The sequence below is a fragment of the Streptomyces sp. NPDC051219 genome (assembly GCF_040682335.1).
In the GTDB taxonomy this organism is placed as follows: domain Bacteria; phylum Actinomycetota; class Actinomycetes; order Streptomycetales; family Streptomycetaceae; genus Streptomyces.
In genome coordinates, this window is record NZ_JBFBAS010000021.1 from 71,584 (window position 1) to 89,069 (window position 17,486).

Annotated in this window: 16 protein-coding genes and 2 riboswitches; of the genes, 11 read left to right on the forward strand and 5 right to left on the reverse strand. The window is 69.6% G+C overall.

Annotated elements, in window-relative coordinates; all coding sequences use genetic code 11:
- Positions 1 to 123: 123 nt before the first annotated feature.
- The 5 genes from AB0M62_RS22880 to AB0M62_RS22900 all read right to left on the reverse strand — a co-directional run bounded on the left by AB0M62_RS22880 (position 124) and on the right by AB0M62_RS22900 (position 6,137).
- Entirely contained in the window at positions 124 to 1,905 is a 1,782-nt protein-coding gene (locus tag AB0M62_RS22880; RefSeq protein ID WP_366076131.1) for an ABC transporter substrate-binding protein, read from the reverse strand.
- 116 nt (positions 1,906 to 2,021) lie between these two features.
- Positions 2,022 to 3,020 carry an ABC transporter permease gene (locus AB0M62_RS22885; protein ID WP_366076132.1) on the reverse strand — a complete coding sequence of 333 codons (999 nt, stop codon included), beginning with the start codon at positions 3,018 to 3,020 and terminating at the stop codon, positions 2,022 to 2,024.
- A gap of 464 nt (positions 3,021 to 3,484) precedes the next feature.
- Positions 3,485 to 4,270 (reverse strand): enhanced serine sensitivity protein SseB C-terminal domain-containing protein, encoded by a 786-nt coding sequence (locus tag AB0M62_RS22890; protein WP_366076133.1) that lies wholly within the window; start codon positions 4,268 to 4,270, stop codon positions 3,485 to 3,487.
- A 182-nt stretch (positions 4,271 to 4,452) separates the two neighbouring features.
- Positions 4,453 to 5,256, reverse strand: a complete 804-nt coding sequence (locus AB0M62_RS22895) for an enhanced serine sensitivity protein SseB (protein WP_366076169.1) — start codon at positions 5,254 to 5,256, stop codon at positions 4,453 to 4,455.
- A gap of 239 nt (positions 5,257 to 5,495) precedes the next feature.
- Positions 5,496 to 6,137 carry an AAA family ATPase gene (locus AB0M62_RS22900; RefSeq protein ID WP_366076170.1) on the reverse strand — a complete coding sequence of 214 codons (642 nt, stop codon included), beginning with the start codon at positions 6,135 to 6,137 and terminating at the stop codon, positions 5,496 to 5,498.
- Between the two features lie 213 nt (positions 6,138 to 6,350).
- A riboswitch (glycine riboswitch) is annotated at positions 6,351 to 6,448 on the forward strand.
- A 172-nt stretch (positions 6,449 to 6,620) separates the two neighbouring features.
- On the opposite strand from AB0M62_RS22900, the gene gcvT reads away from it, so the two are divergent.
- From gcvT to AB0M62_RS22955, 11 genes are all read left to right on the forward strand, one after another.
- On the forward strand, positions 6,621 to 7,745 hold the full coding sequence (gene gcvT, locus AB0M62_RS22905; RefSeq protein WP_366076134.1) for a glycine cleavage system aminomethyltransferase GcvT: 1,125 nt from the start codon (positions 6,621 to 6,623) through the stop codon (positions 7,743 to 7,745).
- Positions 7,746 to 7,822: 77 nt separating this feature from the next.
- The gene (gene gcvH / locus AB0M62_RS22910) at positions 7,823 to 8,200 is read left to right on the forward strand and encodes a glycine cleavage system protein GcvH (RefSeq protein ID WP_366076135.1); all 378 of its coding nucleotides are present in this window, start codon (positions 7,823 to 7,825) and stop codon (positions 8,198 to 8,200) included.
- A 16-nt stretch (positions 8,201 to 8,216) separates the two neighbouring features.
- Entirely contained in the window at positions 8,217 to 9,485 is a 1,269-nt protein-coding gene (gene glyA / locus AB0M62_RS22915) for a serine hydroxymethyltransferase (RefSeq protein WP_366076136.1), read from the forward strand.
- 348 nt (positions 9,486 to 9,833) lie between these two features.
- Positions 9,834 to 11,216, forward strand: a complete 1,383-nt coding sequence (locus tag AB0M62_RS22920; protein WP_366076137.1) for an L-serine ammonia-lyase — start codon at positions 9,834 to 9,836, stop codon at positions 11,214 to 11,216.
- A gap of 420 nt (positions 11,217 to 11,636) precedes the next feature.
- A riboswitch (cobalamin riboswitch) is annotated at positions 11,637 to 11,866 on the forward strand.
- A gap of 28 nt (positions 11,867 to 11,894) precedes the next feature.
- Entirely contained in the window at positions 11,895 to 12,593 is a 699-nt protein-coding gene (locus tag AB0M62_RS22925; protein ID WP_366076171.1) for an energy-coupling factor ABC transporter permease, read from the forward strand.
- Positions 12,593 to 13,045 (forward strand): energy-coupling factor ABC transporter substrate-binding protein, encoded by a 453-nt coding sequence (locus AB0M62_RS22930; protein ID WP_366076138.1) that lies wholly within the window; start codon positions 12,593 to 12,595, stop codon positions 13,043 to 13,045. Before AB0M62_RS22925 ends, AB0M62_RS22930 begins: the two co-directional genes overlap by 1 nt.
- A 7-nt stretch (positions 13,046 to 13,052) precedes the next feature.
- Positions 13,053 to 13,802, forward strand: a complete 750-nt coding sequence (cbiQ, locus tag AB0M62_RS22935; protein WP_366076139.1) for a cobalt ECF transporter T component CbiQ — start codon at positions 13,053 to 13,055, stop codon at positions 13,800 to 13,802.
- A 32-nt stretch (positions 13,803 to 13,834) separates the two neighbouring features.
- A complete protein-coding gene (locus AB0M62_RS22940) occupies positions 13,835 to 14,704 on the forward strand; it encodes an ATP-binding cassette domain-containing protein (protein WP_366076140.1) in 870 nt (289 codons plus the stop codon).
- A gap of 9 nt (positions 14,705 to 14,713) precedes the next feature.
- Positions 14,714 to 15,262 (forward strand): PadR family transcriptional regulator, encoded by a 549-nt coding sequence (locus AB0M62_RS22945; protein ID WP_366076141.1) that lies wholly within the window; start codon positions 14,714 to 14,716, stop codon positions 15,260 to 15,262.
- A gap of 251 nt (positions 15,263 to 15,513) precedes the next feature.
- Positions 15,514 to 16,239, forward strand: coding sequence for a tRNA-dependent cyclodipeptide synthase (locus AB0M62_RS22950; RefSeq protein ID WP_366076142.1), 726 nt, complete (start codon positions 15,514 to 15,516; stop codon positions 16,237 to 16,239).
- Positions 16,220 to 17,428, forward strand: a complete 1,209-nt coding sequence (locus AB0M62_RS22955) for a cytochrome P450 (protein WP_366076143.1) — start codon at positions 16,220 to 16,222, stop codon at positions 17,426 to 17,428. The genes AB0M62_RS22950 and AB0M62_RS22955 overlap by 20 nt, the downstream gene beginning before the upstream one ends.
- Positions 17,429 to 17,486 lie beyond the last annotated feature (58 nt).

Consider the following 17,486-nt stretch of genomic DNA (forward strand, 5'->3'; position numbering starts at 1 on the left):
CGCTCGGCCCGACGGCGGCCCGGGGGCCCTCTCTTATGGAGAGGGCTCCGGGCCACCGCTCGCGGCCATCACCTGCCCTTCGTGCCTAGCGGGTGTGGCACTGGAACGTGAACTGACTGGGTTTTACTTGACGACGCCGAGCGAGGCGTAGTCGTAGCGGCCGTTGTAGGCGTCGGCCGTGTAGGCGTTGGTCAGTCGGCTGCTGCGCCACGTGATCGTCTTGTCGTAGACGAAGGGCAGGTAGACAGCGGCCTCGGAGACCTTCTGGTTCATCTGCTTGTAGATCTCGCCGGCCTTGTCCGGGTCGGTCTCGGCGATGGCGTCGTCGAAGAGCTTGTTGATCGCGGGGTCGTTCAGCTCGGAGAAGTTGTTGTTACCGCTCTGCAGGATGAACCGGCCGTCGACCAGCGGCTGGGAGAAGCCCTGGCCGGTCGGGAAGTCCGCGCCCCAGCCCATGATGATGATGCCGTAGCCCTTGTCCTTGACGACCTTCGGCGAACCGATGATGCCGGACGTCTGGGCGCCGTCGAACTGGTCGACCTGGGCGTCGATGCCGACCTGCTTCAGCGCGTTCTGCAGCGAGACGGCCGTGGCCACCTCGACCGGCTTGTTGTTGCGCACCGCGATGGTGGTCTTGAAGCCGTTCGGCTGACCGCACGCCTTGAGCGCCGCCTTGGCCTTCTCGAGGTTCGGGCCGCCGTCGTTCTTCAGGACCTCGTACGGGTCGTACTTGGTGTCCGCGCCCTTGATGCCCGCCGGGAGCATGTTCGGGGCGATGTCACCACCGGCCTGCGGGCCGCCACGGGCGGTCTGCAGCGACTTCTTGTCGGCGGCGTAGATGACCGCCTTGCGGCACTCGATGTTGTCGAACGGCTTGACCGTCTGCGGGAACACCGCGTAGCGGATGAAGCCGGTCTGGCCGTTGTCCAGGTTGGCCTTGTGCTCGCGCAGAGCCGTCGTGCGGGACGCCTGGCCGATGCCGGTCGCGTTGATGTCGACGTCGAAGTCGCCCTTGAGCAGGCGCTTGTCCATGTCGTCCGCGTTGGCCATGAAGGTGACCGTGATCTTGTCCGGAAGCGCCTTGCGGATGGTGTCCGAGGCGGGCTTCCAGTTCTTGTTGCGGGACAGCGACATCGACTTGTTCGGCGCGTACGAGTCAATCTTGTACGGGCCGTTGGAGAAGGGCTTCAGGCCGTACTTGGCCGCGGTGTCCTTCTCCTTCTTCACCGGGGAGGCGGCCGGCATGGCGAGCATCTGCTCGAAGTCGCCGTTCGGCTTCGGGAGCTTGAAGATGATGGTCTTCGCGTCCGGCGTCTCGATGGCCTTCAGGCCGAGCTTGTCCGGCGACGTGTCCTTGTAGGGACCCTTGTACTCGCCCTTGGGGTCGAGGACCTGCATCAGGTAGACCGGGCCGCCGGAGATGACGTCCTGGGCCCAGGTGCGCTCGATGCCGTACTTGATGTCCTGCGAGGTGACGGGCGTGCCGTCCTCCCAGGTCACGTCGTCCTTGAGCGTGTACTTGTAGGTCTTGCCGCCGTCCGAGATCTCCGCGTTGGCGGTCGCGAGGTCCGGCACGAGCTCCGTGCTGGCCGGGCCCGCCTCAGGCTTGAAGCTGACGAGCTGACGCGTGTAGTAGCGGGCGAAGTCCCACATGAAGCCGTAATAGCCGCGCTGCGGGTCCCAGGAGTCGGCGTCCTGCGTGCCGACGAACTTCAGGGTGCCGCCCTTCTTGTCGGACGCGTTGGCCACCTTGCCTATGCCCGCGTTGAAACCGGGGGCCTTGCCGGCGCCGTCCTTCTCGTCGTCCTTGCCGTTGCCGCCACATGCGGTGGTGGTCAGCAGAGCCGCGAGCACGACAGCCGTGCCTGCGGCAAGCCTGCGCTTCGACGTGCGATGGGTTGTCACGATGCTCGCAACCTCCGTAGTAGTCACGGTCTTCTCAGAGCCGTGGTTCTTGGCTGTCGCTCCTGACTGATAGGCAGGGGCTGTTTGTCCGCAGGGACGTGCGGGGGTCTCGGGGGTCAGCGGGACCCCTTCGGATCCAGCGCATCTCGTACGCCGTCACCGAAGAGGTTGAAGGCCAACACGGTGACGAAGATCGCCAGACCGGGGATGATCATGAACAGCGGATCGTCCTCGTACGTGCGCACGGCCGTCGAGAGCGTCTCGCCCCACGACGGGGTGGGAGGCTTGACGCCAACGCCGAGGAAGCTCAGGGCGGCTTCCGTCAGGACGTTGGTGGGAATCATCAGCGTCGCGTAGACGGTGATCGGGGCCACCAGGTTCGGCAGCAGCTCCCGGAAGAGGATGTACACCCGGCCCGCGCCGAGGCTGCGCGCGGCCTCGACGTACTCCCGCTCGCGGAGCGAGAGCGTCTGGCCCCGGACGATGCGGCCGATGTACGGCCAGCCGAAGAAGCCGATCACCAGCACGAGGACGGCGATGCGCAGCCCCGAACCGGAGAAGCCGAACAGCTCGTTCGGGATGACCGAGATCAGGGCGATGATGAAGAGCAGCTGCGGGAAGGCGAGCAGCAGGTCCATCACCCGGCTGATCGCCGCGTCGACCCAGCCTCCGAAGTAGCCGGCCATGACGCCGAATACGGTGCCCATCGCGACCGCGACGAAGGCCGACAGGAAGGCGACGAGAAGCGAGATGCGAGCTCCGTAGACCACGCGGCTGAAGACGTCTCGGCCGTTGACCGGTTCAACCCCGAAGAGGAACTCGGAACTGATGCCGCCCCAGTCGCCGATCGGGGTACCCAGCAGCGGGTCGATCTGGTCCTCGTGCAGCTCCTCCGGCGGGTGGCCGAGCAGGCTCACGATCAGCGGAGCGAATATCGCGACCAGAATCAGCAGCAGCACCACGACGCCGCCGGCCAGGGCGACTTTGTCGCGCTTCAGCCGGATCAGGGCGATCTTCCACGGGGACCGTCCCTCGATCGCCTTCTGGGGAACATCGGCGGCGACGTCGACGGCTGCGGTCTCGGCCGCGCTCGTGTCGTGCAGTGGTGCCGTCATCGGTGTGGGGACCCCTCTCGGCCGACGGTGGCCGGCCCATGCCCGCCGCTGTGGCGGCTTCGTTCACATCAATGGTGCAAATCGTGCGCGTGGTGCGAAAATTGCTCGATGGAGCAGCTCGTGCACCGGACCGTCGGGTCCTTGTTGCGGGAGTCTTCAACGCTGCCGCGATCACCCGCCAGACCTGTCGGGGAATGGATGCGTAACCGTGATGTGGCCAGGGGACTTCCGTTATCCGGACGCAATGATCGGCTCAGCGGAGCAAGACCGCCCGTAACGCCCGGATCGGACACGAAAAACAACGCGTGCTGGTTGCGCGGGAATTGTCCTGGGCGGGGAAGTGGCCGGGGCTGGGAGCGATGTGGGGCCGCGAGGGAGCGGTGTGGGGCTCGGGCGGGCTACGGGACGGCCTCCGGGCACCGGGGGGAGACCCGAACGGGTGCGGCAGGGACGGCCCCTGGGCGTCAGTACGTGCCCGGGTAGCCCGAGGCCGCCGGGGGCGCCGCAGCAGGCTGGTGCGCCTCGCGGTCGTAGAACGGGCGGGCCTTCGCCCGCAGCCACATCGCCACCGGGTCGTACTCGTCGGACATCGCGACCGTGGAGACCGGCAGCCCGTCCGGGACGGCGCCGATCGACTGCTGCATCATCACGCGTACCGCCTCCACCGAGGGCGCGGTCGTGTCGTAGAGATCGAGGCCGATGGCCAGGTACGGGCTGCCGAGCGCGGGCTGCACCCAGGCGCGGCGCAGCGACCGGACGGGGCCGGTGCGATGGGCGTTCTGCGTGAGCTGGGCGTAGAACTGCGGGATCTCGATGGCGGGTTCGGACAGCCGGAGCGGTCCGGCCGGCATCCGGTCCAGCCCGGTGGCGATCCGGCGCAGGTCCGCCCACGGGATGCCGACGCCGCCGCCGGGGGCGTGCGGGTTGAGCCAGATCCCCCAGCCGTCGGGATAGAGCGCGCGGGCGACGTCGAGGCCGGTGACGACCTCACAGGCGCGGTTCCAGCCGCTGGCGGCGAGTTCCTGGGCGGAGGTGACGCAGGGCGCGTAACCGAGCCCGTCCACCTCCATGTTCCCGTACTGGGCATCGGGGGACCCGGCCTGCCCGTGCCAGAGCAGCATCCAGACCTGGCCGGTCGTGGGGTCGGCGAGAGCGTGCAGCAGCGCCTCGTAGGCGTCGTAGCGCCCGGGCGTCACCTGGCGCAGCATGTGCTCGACCTGCCCGGCCGCCGCCGTGCCTGACGCACTCACCCGGAACCCGCCCCTCTTCCGTCCACCGTGCCGGCCCGCGGTCACGGGGCCGACGGCCGCATTCGGTGCACACTCGTGCGGCCAGGTCATCAAACCAGCTTAAGCGGGAGTCCTGACACCGACTTGACGCAGGACTTCTCGCCCGCGCCGTCGCGCGAGCTGGAGAGACGCTTGTGGACAGGCTACGGAGCGTCCGGCCGAGGACGCCGGTAGAACGGCTGCACCCGGTCCAGCATCCAGTCCCCCACCGGGTCCTGGGCCACGTCGAGCAGGACGAGGTTGACCGGCCACGGCACCTCGGCCCGGCCCAGCGCCCGGCCCAGAGCATCCATCGGGGCATTGCGCTCGGCGGGTTCCCAGGCCAGCAGCTCGATGCCGACGAACAGCACCGGGGCGTCACCTTCGATGCTGGCCAGGCAGCGCCGGGCGGAGAGCACCGTGCCGGACGCCTCGAACTCGGCCGCCGCCGCGGCCAGGAAGTCGAGCGGGTCGTCCTGCCAGTCCGGCTCGAAGAGCCGTACCCGGCCACCACTGGCCGCCCCTCCCCCGGGACCTCCGGACGGGGAGGGACCCCCGAGTGGCGCAGCGCCGACCCGGCACAGCTCGGCGACAGCCGCGGGCGGCAGCGGCACGCCCACCGCGCCGTCCGGGTTCACGGCGATGCCCAGCTGCGGCGGCAGGCCACGGGCGAACTCCCGGGCGGGCGCGACGGTGAACGGCATGTGAGAACCGGCGCAGTGCAGGAACTGCTGCTCGGAGCTGAAGACGGGTACGTACGCGGCGCCGTGGATGTCCATGGTGGGCAGGTCGAGATCCCGGCTGTCGGGACCGCCTCCGTTCGGCAGAGGTACCCAGACGTGGCTGCGCCCCAGGACCTCGATCAGCCGGCCGCCCGCGGACGGGTTGCCGACCGAGGCGGCCAGCACCTCCTCGAGCTCGTTGCCCGGCCAGCCGCCGTACGGAGCGCCCTGCGCCGGAATGTGCATGTCCACCGGAGTCCCTTTCCCACCACGCTGCCGCGCTGCCTGCGGGAAAAACCCTAGGTGATGTCCGGCGCGTCATGCCCGGCCGGCCGCCTGCACGCCGCAACACGTGGCGTTCCGCGACTGGCCGCGCCGTGAAGGGCCTGAACGAGCTGAGCGACCCGACCTGCCCGAGCGAGCTGACCGAGCCGAACGACCTGACCGGCCTGACGCGTCGGATTCCCCCGTGACGTCCCGCGGCGTCACTCGCCCCGGTCGTCGGCGGGCACGAAGCCGATCCGCCGCAGCGCCCCCGCCGCGCTCCGGTCCAGCAGCACCGCCGAGGTGCAGCCGGCCGGCAGCCGGCCCTTCTCCGCGTCGCGCACGAGCCGGCCCACGGCCCGCCGGTGCCGGGCGAAGGCGTAGCCGGAGACCCCACGGCCTCGCTCGGCCTGGCCCTCCAGGGCGACCTCGGGGGTCACGTCGAGCAGCAGGACATGGAGCGCGCGCCCCCGGCGCCGGGCCTCGCGGGCCAGGAGCCTGCGCACCCACGCCTGCGTACCGCAGTCGTGCACGACGACGCTCTCGCCCGAGCGGAGCGCCCCCCACAGGCCCGAGTAATGCGCGATGCGCACCAGGGGCCGGTAGACGGCGTACGGCAGGCGGCCGGGCATCCGGTCCTCCCAGCGCTCGCGTACGTCCTGGGAGTCGATGCTGCGCGTCGCCGCGGTCCGCTTGATCAGCGTGCTTTTGCCGCTGCCCGGCAGACCGGAGACGACCACCACGTCGCCCGTCGCGAAATCGAGGCCGTGCGGGCTGCGCCCGGCCCGCCCCCGCAGGTCGCGGACTACCGGCTCGGGCCGTCCGAGCGCCTTCCGCACCGGCACACCGGGCTGTGCGGGCATCGCGCCGGCGACCCCCGCGGTCGTCGCATACGCCCCAGGCCTCGTCACAGTGATCGTCCTCCCCCAGTCGGGTCACTCGTACCCATGTCCACCGAGTGTAAAGAAACGGTAATGAGGTACAAGCGTTTTGCCGTTCGCGCCGGTTTGGGGCCGGGCCCCCCACACTGCTCCGATGCGTGCAATGATGTCCGCGCCAACTGCATAACGGCCGCTTGAATCCGCGCGGGAGAGTCCTGGCCACTGTGTGCGCCGGGCGCCGAAGGAGCAAGTCCCTCCCTTGAATCTCTCAGGCCCCGTACCGCGCGGGCGAGGCACATCTGAAAAGCGGGCCGCTGCCAGGTGGCTCCACCCAAGGTGCAAGTCACGACCGACGTTCAGCCATATGGTTCAGCCATATTTACGCACGGTCGTGGTGAACCTCTCAGGTTCCGATGACAGATGGGGAGGAAAGTCCTCGTCGGCCATGCCCTGGGAGCCACCCCTATGACGAACACCCCCCGCCTGACTGCCCTCGATGCCGTGCATCGCTCGCTGGGCGCGACCATGACCGATTTCGCGGGCTGGGACATGCCGCTTCGGTACGGCAGTGAACGCGACGAGCACAACGCGGTCCGCACCAAGGCCGGTCTCTTCGACCTCTCGCACATGGGCGAGATCACGGTCACGGGTCCGCAGGCCGCAGACTGCCTGGACTTCTCTCTGGTCGGCAACATCGGCGGTGTCGCCGTGGGCCGCGCCCGCTACACCATGATCTGCGACGAGGACGGCGGCATCCTCGACGACCTGATCGTCTACCGCCTCGGTGAGACCGAGTACATGGTCGTCGCCAACGCCTCCAACGCCCAGACGGTGCTGGACGCCATCGCCGCCCGCGCCGGGGAGTTCGACGCCGAGGTCCGCGACGACCGTGACGCATACGCGCTGATCGCCGTCCAGGGTCCCGAGTCTCCCGGCATCCTGAAGTCGCTGACCGACGCCGACCTGGACGGGCTGAAGTACTACGCGGGCCTGCCCGGCACGGTCGCCGGCGTCCCCGCGCTGATCGCCCGTACCGGCTACACCGGCGAGGACGGCTTCGAGCTGTTCGTCGCCCCGCAGTACGCCGAGAAGCTGTGGCAGGCCCTGACCGAGGCGGGCGCCCCCGTAGGCCTCGTCCCGGCCGGACTGTCCTGCCGCGACACGCTCCGCCTGGAGGCCGGCATGCCGCTGTACGGGCACGAGCTGACCACCGCGCTGACGCCGTTCGACGCGGGCCTCGGCCGGGTCGTCAAGTTCGAGAAGACCTCCAACGGAGGCAACTTCGTCGGCCGCGCCGCCCTGGAGGCCGCCGCCGAGCGCGCCGCGACCAACCCGCCGCGCAAGCTGGTCGGCCTGATCGCCGAGGGCCGCCGGGTCCCCCGCGCCGGCTTCTCCGTCGTCGCGGACGGCAAGGTCGTCGGAGAGGTCACTTCGGGCGCCCCGTCCCCGACCCTCGGCAAGCCGATCGCCATCGCGTACGTGGACGCGGCACACGCCGAGCCCGGCACCTCCGGGGTGGGCGTCGACATCCGCGGTACCCATGAGCCGTACGAGGTTGTGGCGCTCCCCTTCTACAAGCGCCAGAAGTGACCTCGCGCACACCCGCGCGTCTCACTCTTCAAGACGACAGTCCACCAGCACTCCCCCGCATCCAGGAGAATCAGGCCATGAGCAACCCCCAGCAGCTGCGTTACAGCAAGGAGCACGAGTGGCTGTCGGCCGCCGAGGACGGCGTCTCGACGGTCGGCATCACGGAGTTCGCCGCGAACGCGCTCGGCGACGTCGTCTTCGCCCAGCTCCCTGAGGTGGGCGCCACCGTCGCCGCCGGCGAGACCTGCGGCGAGCTGGAGTCGACCAAGTCCGTCAGCGACCTCTACTCCCCCGTGTCCGGTGAGGTCACCGAGATCAACCAGGACGTCGTCGACGACCCGTCGCTCGTGAACACCGCCCCGTACGAGGGTGGATGGCTGTTCAAGGTGCGCGTCTCGGACGCGCCGGACGATCTGCTCTCCGCCGACGAGTACGCCACCCTCTCCGGCAACTGACACCCCAGGGACCGTGATGTCTTCGAAGTCGCTTCTCAACACCTCCCTCCACGAGCTGGACCCGGACGTCGCCGCTGCTGTCGACGCCGAGCTCCACCGCCAGCAGTCCACCCTCGAGATGATCGCCTCGGAGAACTTCGCTCCGGTCGCGGTCATGGAGGCGCAGGGCTCGGTTCTCACCAACAAGTACGCCGAGGGCTACCCGGGCCGCCGCTACTACGGCGGCTGCGAGCACGTCGACGTGGTCGAGCAGATCGCGATCGACCGCATCAAGGCGCTGTTCGGCGCCGAGCACGCCAACGTCCAGCCGCACTCGGGCGCCCAGGCCAACGCGGCGGCGATGTTCGCGCTGCTGAAGCCGGGCGACACGATCATGGGTCTGAACCTCGCCCACGGCGGGCACCTGACCCACGGCATGAAGATCAACTTCTCCGGCAAGCTCTACAACGTGGTCCCGTACCACGTCGACGACGAGACCGGCCAGGTCGACATGGGCGAGGTCGAGCGCCTGGCCAAGGAGTCCCGGCCGCAGCTGATCGTCGCCGGCTGGTCCGCCTACCCGCGCCAGCTGGACTTCGCGGCGTTCCGCCGGATCGCCGACGAGGTCGGCGCGTACCTGATGGTGGACATGGCCCACTTCGCCGGCCTGGTGGCCGCGGGCCTGCACCCGAACCCGGTGCCGCACGCCCACGTCGTCACCACCACCACCCACAAGACCCTCGGTGGTCCGCGCGGCGGTGTGATCCTCTCCACGCAGGAGCTGGCGAAGAAGATCAACTCCGCCGTGTTCCCCGGCCAGCAGGGCGGGCCCCTGGAGCACGTCATCGCGGCGAAGGCGGTCTCCTTCAAGGTCGCCGCGTCCGAGGAGTTCAAGGAGCGCCAGCAGCGCACCCTCGAGGGCGCCCGCATCCTCGCCGAGCGCCTGGTGCAGCCCGACGTCACCGAGCACGGCGTGTCCGTCCTCACCGGCGGTACGGACGTCCACCTGGTCCTCGTCGACCTGCGGAACTCCGAGCTCGACGGCCAGCAGGCCGAGGACCGGCTCCACGAGCTGGGCATCACGGTCAACCGGAACGCCATCCCGAACGACCCCCGGCCGCCGATGGTCACCTCGGGTCTGCGCATCGGTACGCCGGCACTGGCCACGCGCGGTTTCGGCGCCGACGACTTCACCGAGGTCGCCGACATCATCGCCGAGGCGCTGAAGCCGTCGTACGACAGTGAGTCGCTGAAGGCCAGGGTCTCCGCCCTCGCCGCGAAGCACCCGCTGTACCCGTCGCTGTGAACTGGTGACATTGCTCGCCCCCGTCGGCTTGAGCTCCGTACGAGCCTGACCCGTACGAGCCCGTTGATCGTGACGGATTCACCGTAGGGCGGCGACGTGATGGCCCGGCCTGAGTTGTCCACAGGCCGGGCCATTCGTACGACTGGACGACCCGGGCCCGACCGGCCCGGTCCGCGATCACGACCAGGATTCGGACACGCGCGCGGATCGGGACCCCGACCGCACCGGACCGGTCCCTGCCCGACACCCGGCCGAGGCGTTTCTGTCATCCGCTCGCGTTAGGCTCGACTTCTACAAACACTCCTTACCCGAACCTCCCACCACGAGCAGACAAGGGAGTCCGCCACCGTGGCCATCTCCGTCTTCGACCTCTTCTCCATCGGCATCGGCCCGTCCTCTTCGCACACGGTCGGCCCGATGCGGGCGGCACGGATGTTCGTCGGCCGCCTCAAGAAGGACGGCCTGCTCGCGCAGACCGCCTCGGTCCGGGCGGAGCTCTTCGGCTCACTGGGTGCCACGGGGCACGGTCACGGCACGCCCAAGGCCGTGCTGCTGGGCCTGGAGGGCCACTCGCCCCGGACGGTGGACGTCGAGACGGCGGACGACGAGATCGAGCGCATCCGGCAGACCGGGCGGCTCCGCCTGCTGGGCGCCGAGATAGGCGCGACCCACGAGATCGAGTTCGACGAGCCGAACCAGCTGATCCTGCACCGCCGGCGCTCCCTGCCGTACCACGCGAACGGCATGACCCTCTTCGCGTACGACGCCTCGGGCACCCCGCTGCTGGAGAAGACGTACTACTCCGTGGGGGGCGGCTTCGTCGTCGACGAGGACGCGGTGGGCGAGGACCGGATCAAGCTCGACGACACCGTGCTGAAGTACCCCTTCCGCACCGGCGACGAACTGCTGCGCCTCTCCCGCGAAACCGGCCTGTCCATCTCCTCGATGATGCTGGAGAACGAGAAGGCCTGGCGCACCGAGGAGGAGATCCGGGAGGGACTCCTGGAGATCTGGCGCGTCATGCAGTCCTGCGTCTCGCGTGGTATGGCCCGCGAGGGGATCCTGCCGGGCGGGCTGAAGGTCCGCCGCCGCGCGGCGAACTCGGCGCGGCAGCTGCGCGCCGAGGGCGACCAGAAGGCGCACGCGATGGAGTGGGTGACCCTCTACGCGATGGCGGTCAACGAGGAGAACGCGGCGGGCGGCCGCGTGGTGACCGCTCCCACCAACGGAGCGGCCGGCATCATCCCGGCCGTCCTGCACTACTTCATGAACTTCGTGCCCGGAGCCGATGAGGACGGCATCGTCCGCTTCCTGCTCGCCGCCGGCGCGGTCGGCATGCTCTTCAAGGAGAACGCCTCCATCTCCGGCGCCGAGGTCGGCTGCCAGGGCGAGGTCGGGTCCGCCTGCTCGATGGCGGCAGGCGCGCTCGCCGAGGTCCTGGGCGGCACTCCGGAGCAGGTCGAGAACGCCGCCGAGATCGGCATGGAGCACAACCTGGGCCTGACCTGCGACCCGGTCGGCGGCCTGGTGCAGATCCCCTGCATCGAGCGCAACGGCATGGCGGCGGTCAAGGCCGTCACGGCGGCCAAGATGGCGATGCGCGGCGACGGCAGCCACAAGGTGTCTCTCGACAAGGTCATCAAGACCATGAAGGAGACCGGCGCGGACATGAAGGTCAAGTACAAGGAGACGGCGCGCGGAGGGCTCGCGGTCAACGTCATCGAGTGCTGAGAAAACCACCCTTGCTCAGCGGTTTCCCGTCTCGCGGCTTTGTCCCGGACTCGCCCGTCGGCAAGGCGGACCGTCCCTGAAAGCCGTGTGAAACGCTGACCAGCAGGGGTCTCGGCGGCAGAGGTGAGGCCCCCTGCCTCGATCCCAGGCGGCAGAACAGGCCCGGGAAACCCTGATCGGTGGACGTCGCGCCCGCCGGTAACCGGCTGAGGCGCGATTGCCGCGCTCGTCTCGTGTGTTCCTCAGGGGCGTCTTCCTCTTCGAGCCTCCCGCGTGTGGCTCCGGCGAGCGGGACCGAGGCCGCCGCCCCCCTTCCCTCGTCCCCGTTACGGGCCTCGCCGGCCGACGCCGGTCCCTCCCCCGTCGCAGGCGCCCTGGTCGTGCGCCCGTGCGCGGGTTGTCGCGGATCGTCACCGCGCACTAGGGTCACAGGGCCTTGGTGTTCGGGAAACCGGTGCAGTACCGGTGCGGCCCTCGCCACTGTGATCGGGTAGTCCGACTCCACCCTCCGGGGAGCCACTGGACCGCCGCGGGAGACCGCGGAGTCCGGGAAGGCGGAGTCCGGGCGGCAATCCAGCCAGTCTGGGGAACGTGCGACATCCCCAGAACCCCCGTCAGCCAGGAGACCGGCCAGGGCGCGTGTCCATCCACGAGGTGCTGGAGAGGGTCTACCCAACCATGCATATAGCCGAGGGGTTTCTGCCCCCGCTGCACGCGGTCGCCTGGGGCGCCGCGTCAGCTCCATTCGTCATCCACGGGGTCAAGGCGCTGAGCCGTGAGGTCAGGGCCAACCCCGAGAGCACACTGTTGCTCGGCGCCTCCGGTGCCTTCACCTTCGTCCTGTCTGCGCTCAAGCTTCCTTCCGTGACGGGAAGTTGTTCCCACCCCACTGGTACCGGGCTGGGGGCCATTCTGTTCAGACCGCCGATCATGGCAGTCCTCGGCACCATCACCCTCTTGTTCCAGGCGCTGTTGCTGGCTCACGGCGGGCTCACCACCCTGGGTGCCAACGTCTTCTCGATGGCCGTCGCCGGACCGTGGGCGGGATACGGCGTGTACCGGCTGCTGCGGCACTTCGAAGTGCCCCTGATGGTCAGCGTGTGCTTCGGCGCCTTCGTGGCCGACCTGAGCACGTACTGCGTCACCAGCGTGCAGCTGGCGCTCGCGTTCCCCGACCCGGCGACCGGAATTCCCGGGGCGCTGGCCAAGTTCGGCGGGATCTTCGCCGTCACCCAGATCCCCCTGGCGGTCAGCGAGGGTCTGCTGACCGTGCTGGTGATGCGGCTGCTGATGCAGTCCAGCAAGGGCGAGCTGACGCGGCTCGGTGTACTCCTCAAGGGCGCGCAGCCGGGGCAGAAGAAGGGGGCCGTGGCCTGATGAGCCGTAACGCAAAGATCAACTCACTGCTTCTGCTCATCGTGGCCGCACTCGCCGTACTGCCGCTCGCACTCGGGCTCGGGGACGGCAAGGAGGAACCGTTCTCCGGGGCCGACGGGCAGGCGGAGGCCGCGATCAACGAGATCCAGCCGGATTACGAGCCGTGGTTCACCCCGCTGTACGAGCCTCCGTCCGGCGAGATCGAGTCGGCGCTGTTCTCGTTGCAGGCGGCGCTCGGCGCGGGCGTGCTGGCCTACTACTTCGGGCTTCGCAGGGGCCGCAGGCAGGGCGAGGCCCGCGCGGCGACAGCGGCACCCCCCGCCGGGACACAGGCCGCGTCTCCACAGGCAGCGCCCGCACCGGCAGCGTCCGCACCGACCGCATCCGCACCGACCGCAGCGGCGTCCGGGGGGCCGGGCGAGCAGCGCGGGTCCGGCGCACCGCTGCCGTAGCCGGCGGATGCTGCCCATCGACGCGGCGGCGCACAGCAGTCGCTGGCGCCGCCGCCACCCCGTGGAGAAGGCCGTCCTGGGGCTCGGACTGACCGTCTCGGCGGTTTGTCTGCCGCCCTGGCCGGGGGCGGTACTGGTCGCGGGCGCCACGCTCGGCGTGCTGCTCGGCCCGGCCGGGGTCGCCCCCCGTCAACTGTGGCGGGCGTACCGCATTCCGCTCGGGTTCTGCGTCACCGGCGCGGTACCGCTGCTGTTCCAGGTGGGCGGCGTCGACGGCTTCGTGACGCTCGCACCGGACGGCGCGGTACACGCGGGGCAGCTGCTGTTGCGGACTTCGGCGGCCTCGCTGGGGGTGCTGCTGTTCGCCTTCACCACGCCTGTCTCCGATGTCCTGCCGCGGCTGGTGCGGGCGGGTGTCCCCGCGCCCGTGGTGGACGTCGCCCTGGTGATGTACCGGATCAGCTTCCTGCTGCTGGACGCCGTCACCCGGATCCGGCAGGCGCAGGCGGCCCGGCTGGGGCACACCACCCGGGCGGCCACCTGGCGTTCGCTCGCCGGCCTCGGCGCGACGGCCTTCGTAAGGGCCTTCGACCGCGCGGAGCGCCTGCAGTCGGGTCTGGCGGGCCGCGGCTACGACGGCACCCTGCGCGTCCTGGTCCCGCAGGCGGTGCTCTCCTGGCGGTTCCTCGCCGCGAGCGGCGCGCTGCTCGTGGGTGTCACCGCCCTCACCCTCGTACTCGAAAGGCTTCTCCCGTGACAGCAGCGACCTCAGACTCCGGAGGGGCAGCCGTGTCCGCGCGGCACGTCGTGGAGCTCGTCGCGGCGAGCTACGCGTACCAGGACGGCCCGGCCGTGCTCGACGGTGTGAGCTTCGGTATCCCGCCGGGGCGATCGCTCGCCGTCCTCGGCCGCAACGGAAGTGGCAAGACCACGCTGCTGCGACTGCTCAGCGGCGGTCTGCGGTGCGGGTCGGGAGAACTGCGGCTGGAGGGCGAGCCCGTGGCGTACGACCGCGCCGGACTGACCGGGCTGCGGACGACCGTACAACTGGTGGTGCAGGACCCGGACGACCAGCTCTTCGCCGCCTCGGTCGGCCAGGACGTCTCGTTCGGCCCGATGAACCTGGGCCTGCCGGAGGCCGAGGTCCGGGACCGGGTCGCGGAGGCGCTGGAGGCCCTGGACATCGTGGCTCTGCGGGACCGGCCGACGCATCTGCTGTCGTACGGGCAGCGCAAGCGGGCCGCGATCGCGGGTGCCGTGGCGATGAGGCCGCGGGTGCTGATCCTCGACGAGCCCACGGCCGGCCTCGACCCGCACGGCCAGGAACGGCTGCTGGCGGTCCTTGGGCGGCTGCGCGACTTCGGTACCACCGTCGTCATGGCCACGCACGATGTGGACCTCGCGCTGCGCTGGGCCGACGACGCCGCAGTCCTCGCGCCGGACGGGCTGCGCACGGGACCCGTCGGGGAACTGCTGGCCGACCGGGGACTGCTGACCGCCTCCCGACTGCGCAGGCCGTGGGGCATGGCGGCCGCGGAGGTACTGCGGGCACACGGGCTGCTCGGCGAGTCGGAGGCCGGGCCGCGCACCCCTGAGGCGCTCGGCGACTGGGCGACGGCGCTCCACGGGGATCGGGCCGTATCGGCGCCGGATACCTAGGATGCCTCCATGTCACTCCCGCACGCGATCCTCACCGCCCTGCTCGAGAAGCCGTCGTCGGGGCTGGAGCTGACGCGCCGATTCGACCGGTCGATCGGGTACTTCTGGTCGGCCACGCATCAGCAGATCTACCGGGAGCTGGGGAAGCTGGAGCAGGGCGGACTGATCCGGGCCCTTCCTTCCGAGCTGCCCGCACGCGGGCAGAAGAAGGAGTTCGAGGTACTGCCCGCCGGCCGCGCGGAACTCACCCGCTGGGTCGGCGAGAGCCAGGACCCGAAGCCCATCCGGGACCCGCTGCTGTTGCGGCTGCGCGCGGCGGCGGTGGTCGGGCCCGAGGGGCTCGAGGCGGAGCTGCGACGTCATCTCGCGCTGCACCAGCGGCAGTCGGCGACGTATGCGGCGATCGAGGAGCGCGACTTCCCTCCCGGCCGGAACGCGGACGAGGACCGGCTGCGCCGCCTGGTGCTGCACGCCGGGATCGGCCTGGAGGAATTCTGGCTGGAGTGGCTCACGGAGGCGCTGGCGGAGCTGACGGACATGACCGCGGGCGGCGAGTGACCGGCCGCCCCCGCAAACCTCCTGACGCGCAATCGGGCCCTACTGCTCCTGCGGTCCGCACCTCAGCACTGAGAAAGCATTCAATTACCGTTCCGTAATGCGGAAGTGGCGAGTGCCAGTCAAGCGAAAACACCGGCCAATCCCTGGACGCCCTTGTCACGCTCCGCCGCATACGGATAACTTCGTGTCGTTGCCGCCACACCAGGAGCGCAGGGCTCCCAGGGACAAGCGGCTTCAAGGGCGATCACACAGTGACGATCACAGCTGACGCATTCGAAGTTCTGCCCTTCACCCCCGCCTGCCGCACCATCTGGGACGACGGCGACCACGTACTCATCGGCGTAAGTCCGGGCAACAGTTATTTCAGCGCGGAGCGCATATCCTCTCTCGCACGCTGGGCGAACTCCCGCTTCGCCCAGGTCGACTTCGTCTACGCCGATCTCCACGTGGACCGGATGTTCGCCTCCTTCGGATACACCGAGGAGCATGCGGCACGCCGAGCGGCCAAGGAGATAAAGGCGGTACGCCGCCGGATTCTGCGGGGTGTGGAAGAGGCCGGTCCGCCACTCGGCGACACCAGGGTGAGAGCACTTTCCGAGTTCTCCGGAAACCACATCTATCAGCTCCTCCACCGACGCGTGCTCCATTTCATCGAAACGGACGACGATTTCCGTAAGAGCTGCGAGGAGATGGCCAAGTTCTTCATCGGGCCCAAACTGAGCGACGGTCAATCCATCACCGAGGAACAGCGGCAGGTCTGCTTCGACTACCTCGCGGCGGAGCTCCCGTTCTTCCTGGACACCCCCAGCATTCTGGACGTGCCGTCCTCGGTGTCCTGTTATCACGTACAAATGCCGCTCACTGATGTGCTCTACGGGCGCGGCGGCGGCCTTCGCGCGACTCGCAACCAGGCGTATGCCGTCGTGCGGCCGGAAGATGCCGGAAGGAATGATGTCGATGTCCCACGCGCAGCATGAGCACGGGGGCGTCGTCCTCGACTTCCCGCTCTCCCGTCGCGGCGACGTACTCCCCGCGGAGTGCACCTGGCTGCGGGAGAAACAGCCGGTGGCCCGGGTCCGCACCCTGACCGGGGACAGCGCCTGGCTGGTGAGCAACTACGCGCTCGCCAAGCAGGTCCTGGAGGATGAGCGGTTCAGCCTGAAGGACACGGCGAACGCCGGAGTACCACGGCAGTACGCGCTGACGATCCCGCCCGAAGTCGTCAACAACATGGGCAACATCAACAGCGCCGGCCTGCGCAGTGCGGTGATGAAATCACTGAACCCGAAGGCCGACGGGCTGCAGGAGTGGCTGCGTGCAGCGGCCGACGAGCTGATCGACGCGCTACTCGCCGAGGGCCCGCCCGCAGATCTCCGAGCGGGGTTCGCCGACCCCTTCTCGGCGGCCCTGCACTGCAAGGTCATCGGAGTGCCGTTCGCGGACTGGCGCCGGCTGATGTCGGGGCTGGACGTCGCCTTCATGACGAGCGCGGAGACCTTCGAGGGTTCGGCCCTCAACTGGTACAAGGACCTCGGCTACATGGTGGAGCAGCTCAACGCTCCCGAGGGCCGGCGGTCCGGTCTGCTGGGCAAGCTGGCAGCCCTGCGGGAGGACTCGGAGTCGGCGCACCTGACCGACGAGATGCTCGCCACGGTCGCGGTGTCGCTGTTCGGCGCGGGCGCGGTGTCGACCTCCGCCTTTCTGGTGCTCGCCGTCCTGGCCCTGCTCCAGCGGCCCGAGCTGATCCGCTACCTGCGCGCTCACCCCGAGCGCATCGGCCGGGCGGTCGACGAGCTGCTCCGCTGGAACCTTTCCATCGGTGACGGGCTGCCACGGCTGGCCATGGAAGACATCCAGCTCGGGGAAGTCCTCGTGAGGCAGGGCGAACTGGTACTGGTCCTGGTCGAGGGGGCGAACTTCGACCCGGAGATCTTCGCCGACCCAGAGAAGCTGGACCTGGACCGGGCGTCCAACCCGCATCTGTCCTTCGGTGCCGGCCGCCACTTCTGCCCCGCCTCGGCGCTGGGCCGCGCCCACGCGGAGATCGCCCTGACCGCCCTGGTCGAGCGGCTGCCCGGCCTGCGGCCGGCCGTACCCGCAGAGCAGTTGGTATGGCGTACCGGATTCATCAAGCGGCTGCCGGAGCGGCTCCCGGTCGCCTGGTGAGGCACTCTTCCTGACCGTGGGAACGCCAACCCGGAACAGGGAGCGCCCCGGGAGCCCG

Bases quoted from the DNA above. Each gene is read 5' to 3' on its own strand.
- AB0M62_RS22885 (WP_366076132.1), bottom strand. From the start codon at position 3,020: ATGACGGCACCACTGCACGACACGAGCGCGGCCGAGACCGCAGCCGTC.
- AB0M62_RS22895 (WP_366076169.1), bottom strand. From the start codon at position 5,256: ATGCACATTCCGGCGCAGGGCGCTCCGTACGGCGGCTGGCCGGGCAAC.
- AB0M62_RS22900 (WP_366076170.1), bottom strand. From the start codon at position 6,137: ATGCCCGCACAGCCCGGTGTGCCGGTGCGGAAGGCGCTCGGACGGCCC.
- gcvT (WP_366076134.1), top strand. From the start codon at position 6,621: ATGACGAACACCCCCCGCCTGACTGCCCTCGATGCCGTGCATCGCTCG.
- gcvH (WP_366076135.1), top strand. From the start codon at position 7,823: ATGAGCAACCCCCAGCAGCTGCGTTACAGCAAGGAGCACGAGTGGCTG.
- glyA (WP_366076136.1), top strand. From the start codon at position 8,217: ATGTCTTCGAAGTCGCTTCTCAACACCTCCCTCCACGAGCTGGACCCG.
- AB0M62_RS22925 (WP_366076171.1), top strand. From the start codon at position 11,895: ATGCATATAGCCGAGGGGTTTCTGCCCCCGCTGCACGCGGTCGCCTGG.
- AB0M62_RS22930 (WP_366076138.1), top strand. From the start codon at position 12,593: ATGAGCCGTAACGCAAAGATCAACTCACTGCTTCTGCTCATCGTGGCC.
- cbiQ (WP_366076139.1), top strand. From the start codon at position 13,053: ATGCTGCCCATCGACGCGGCGGCGCACAGCAGTCGCTGGCGCCGCCGC.
- AB0M62_RS22945 (WP_366076141.1), top strand. From the start codon at position 14,714: ATGTCACTCCCGCACGCGATCCTCACCGCCCTGCTCGAGAAGCCGTCG.
- AB0M62_RS22955 (WP_366076143.1), top strand. From the start codon at position 16,220: ATGTCCCACGCGCAGCATGAGCACGGGGGCGTCGTCCTCGACTTCCCG.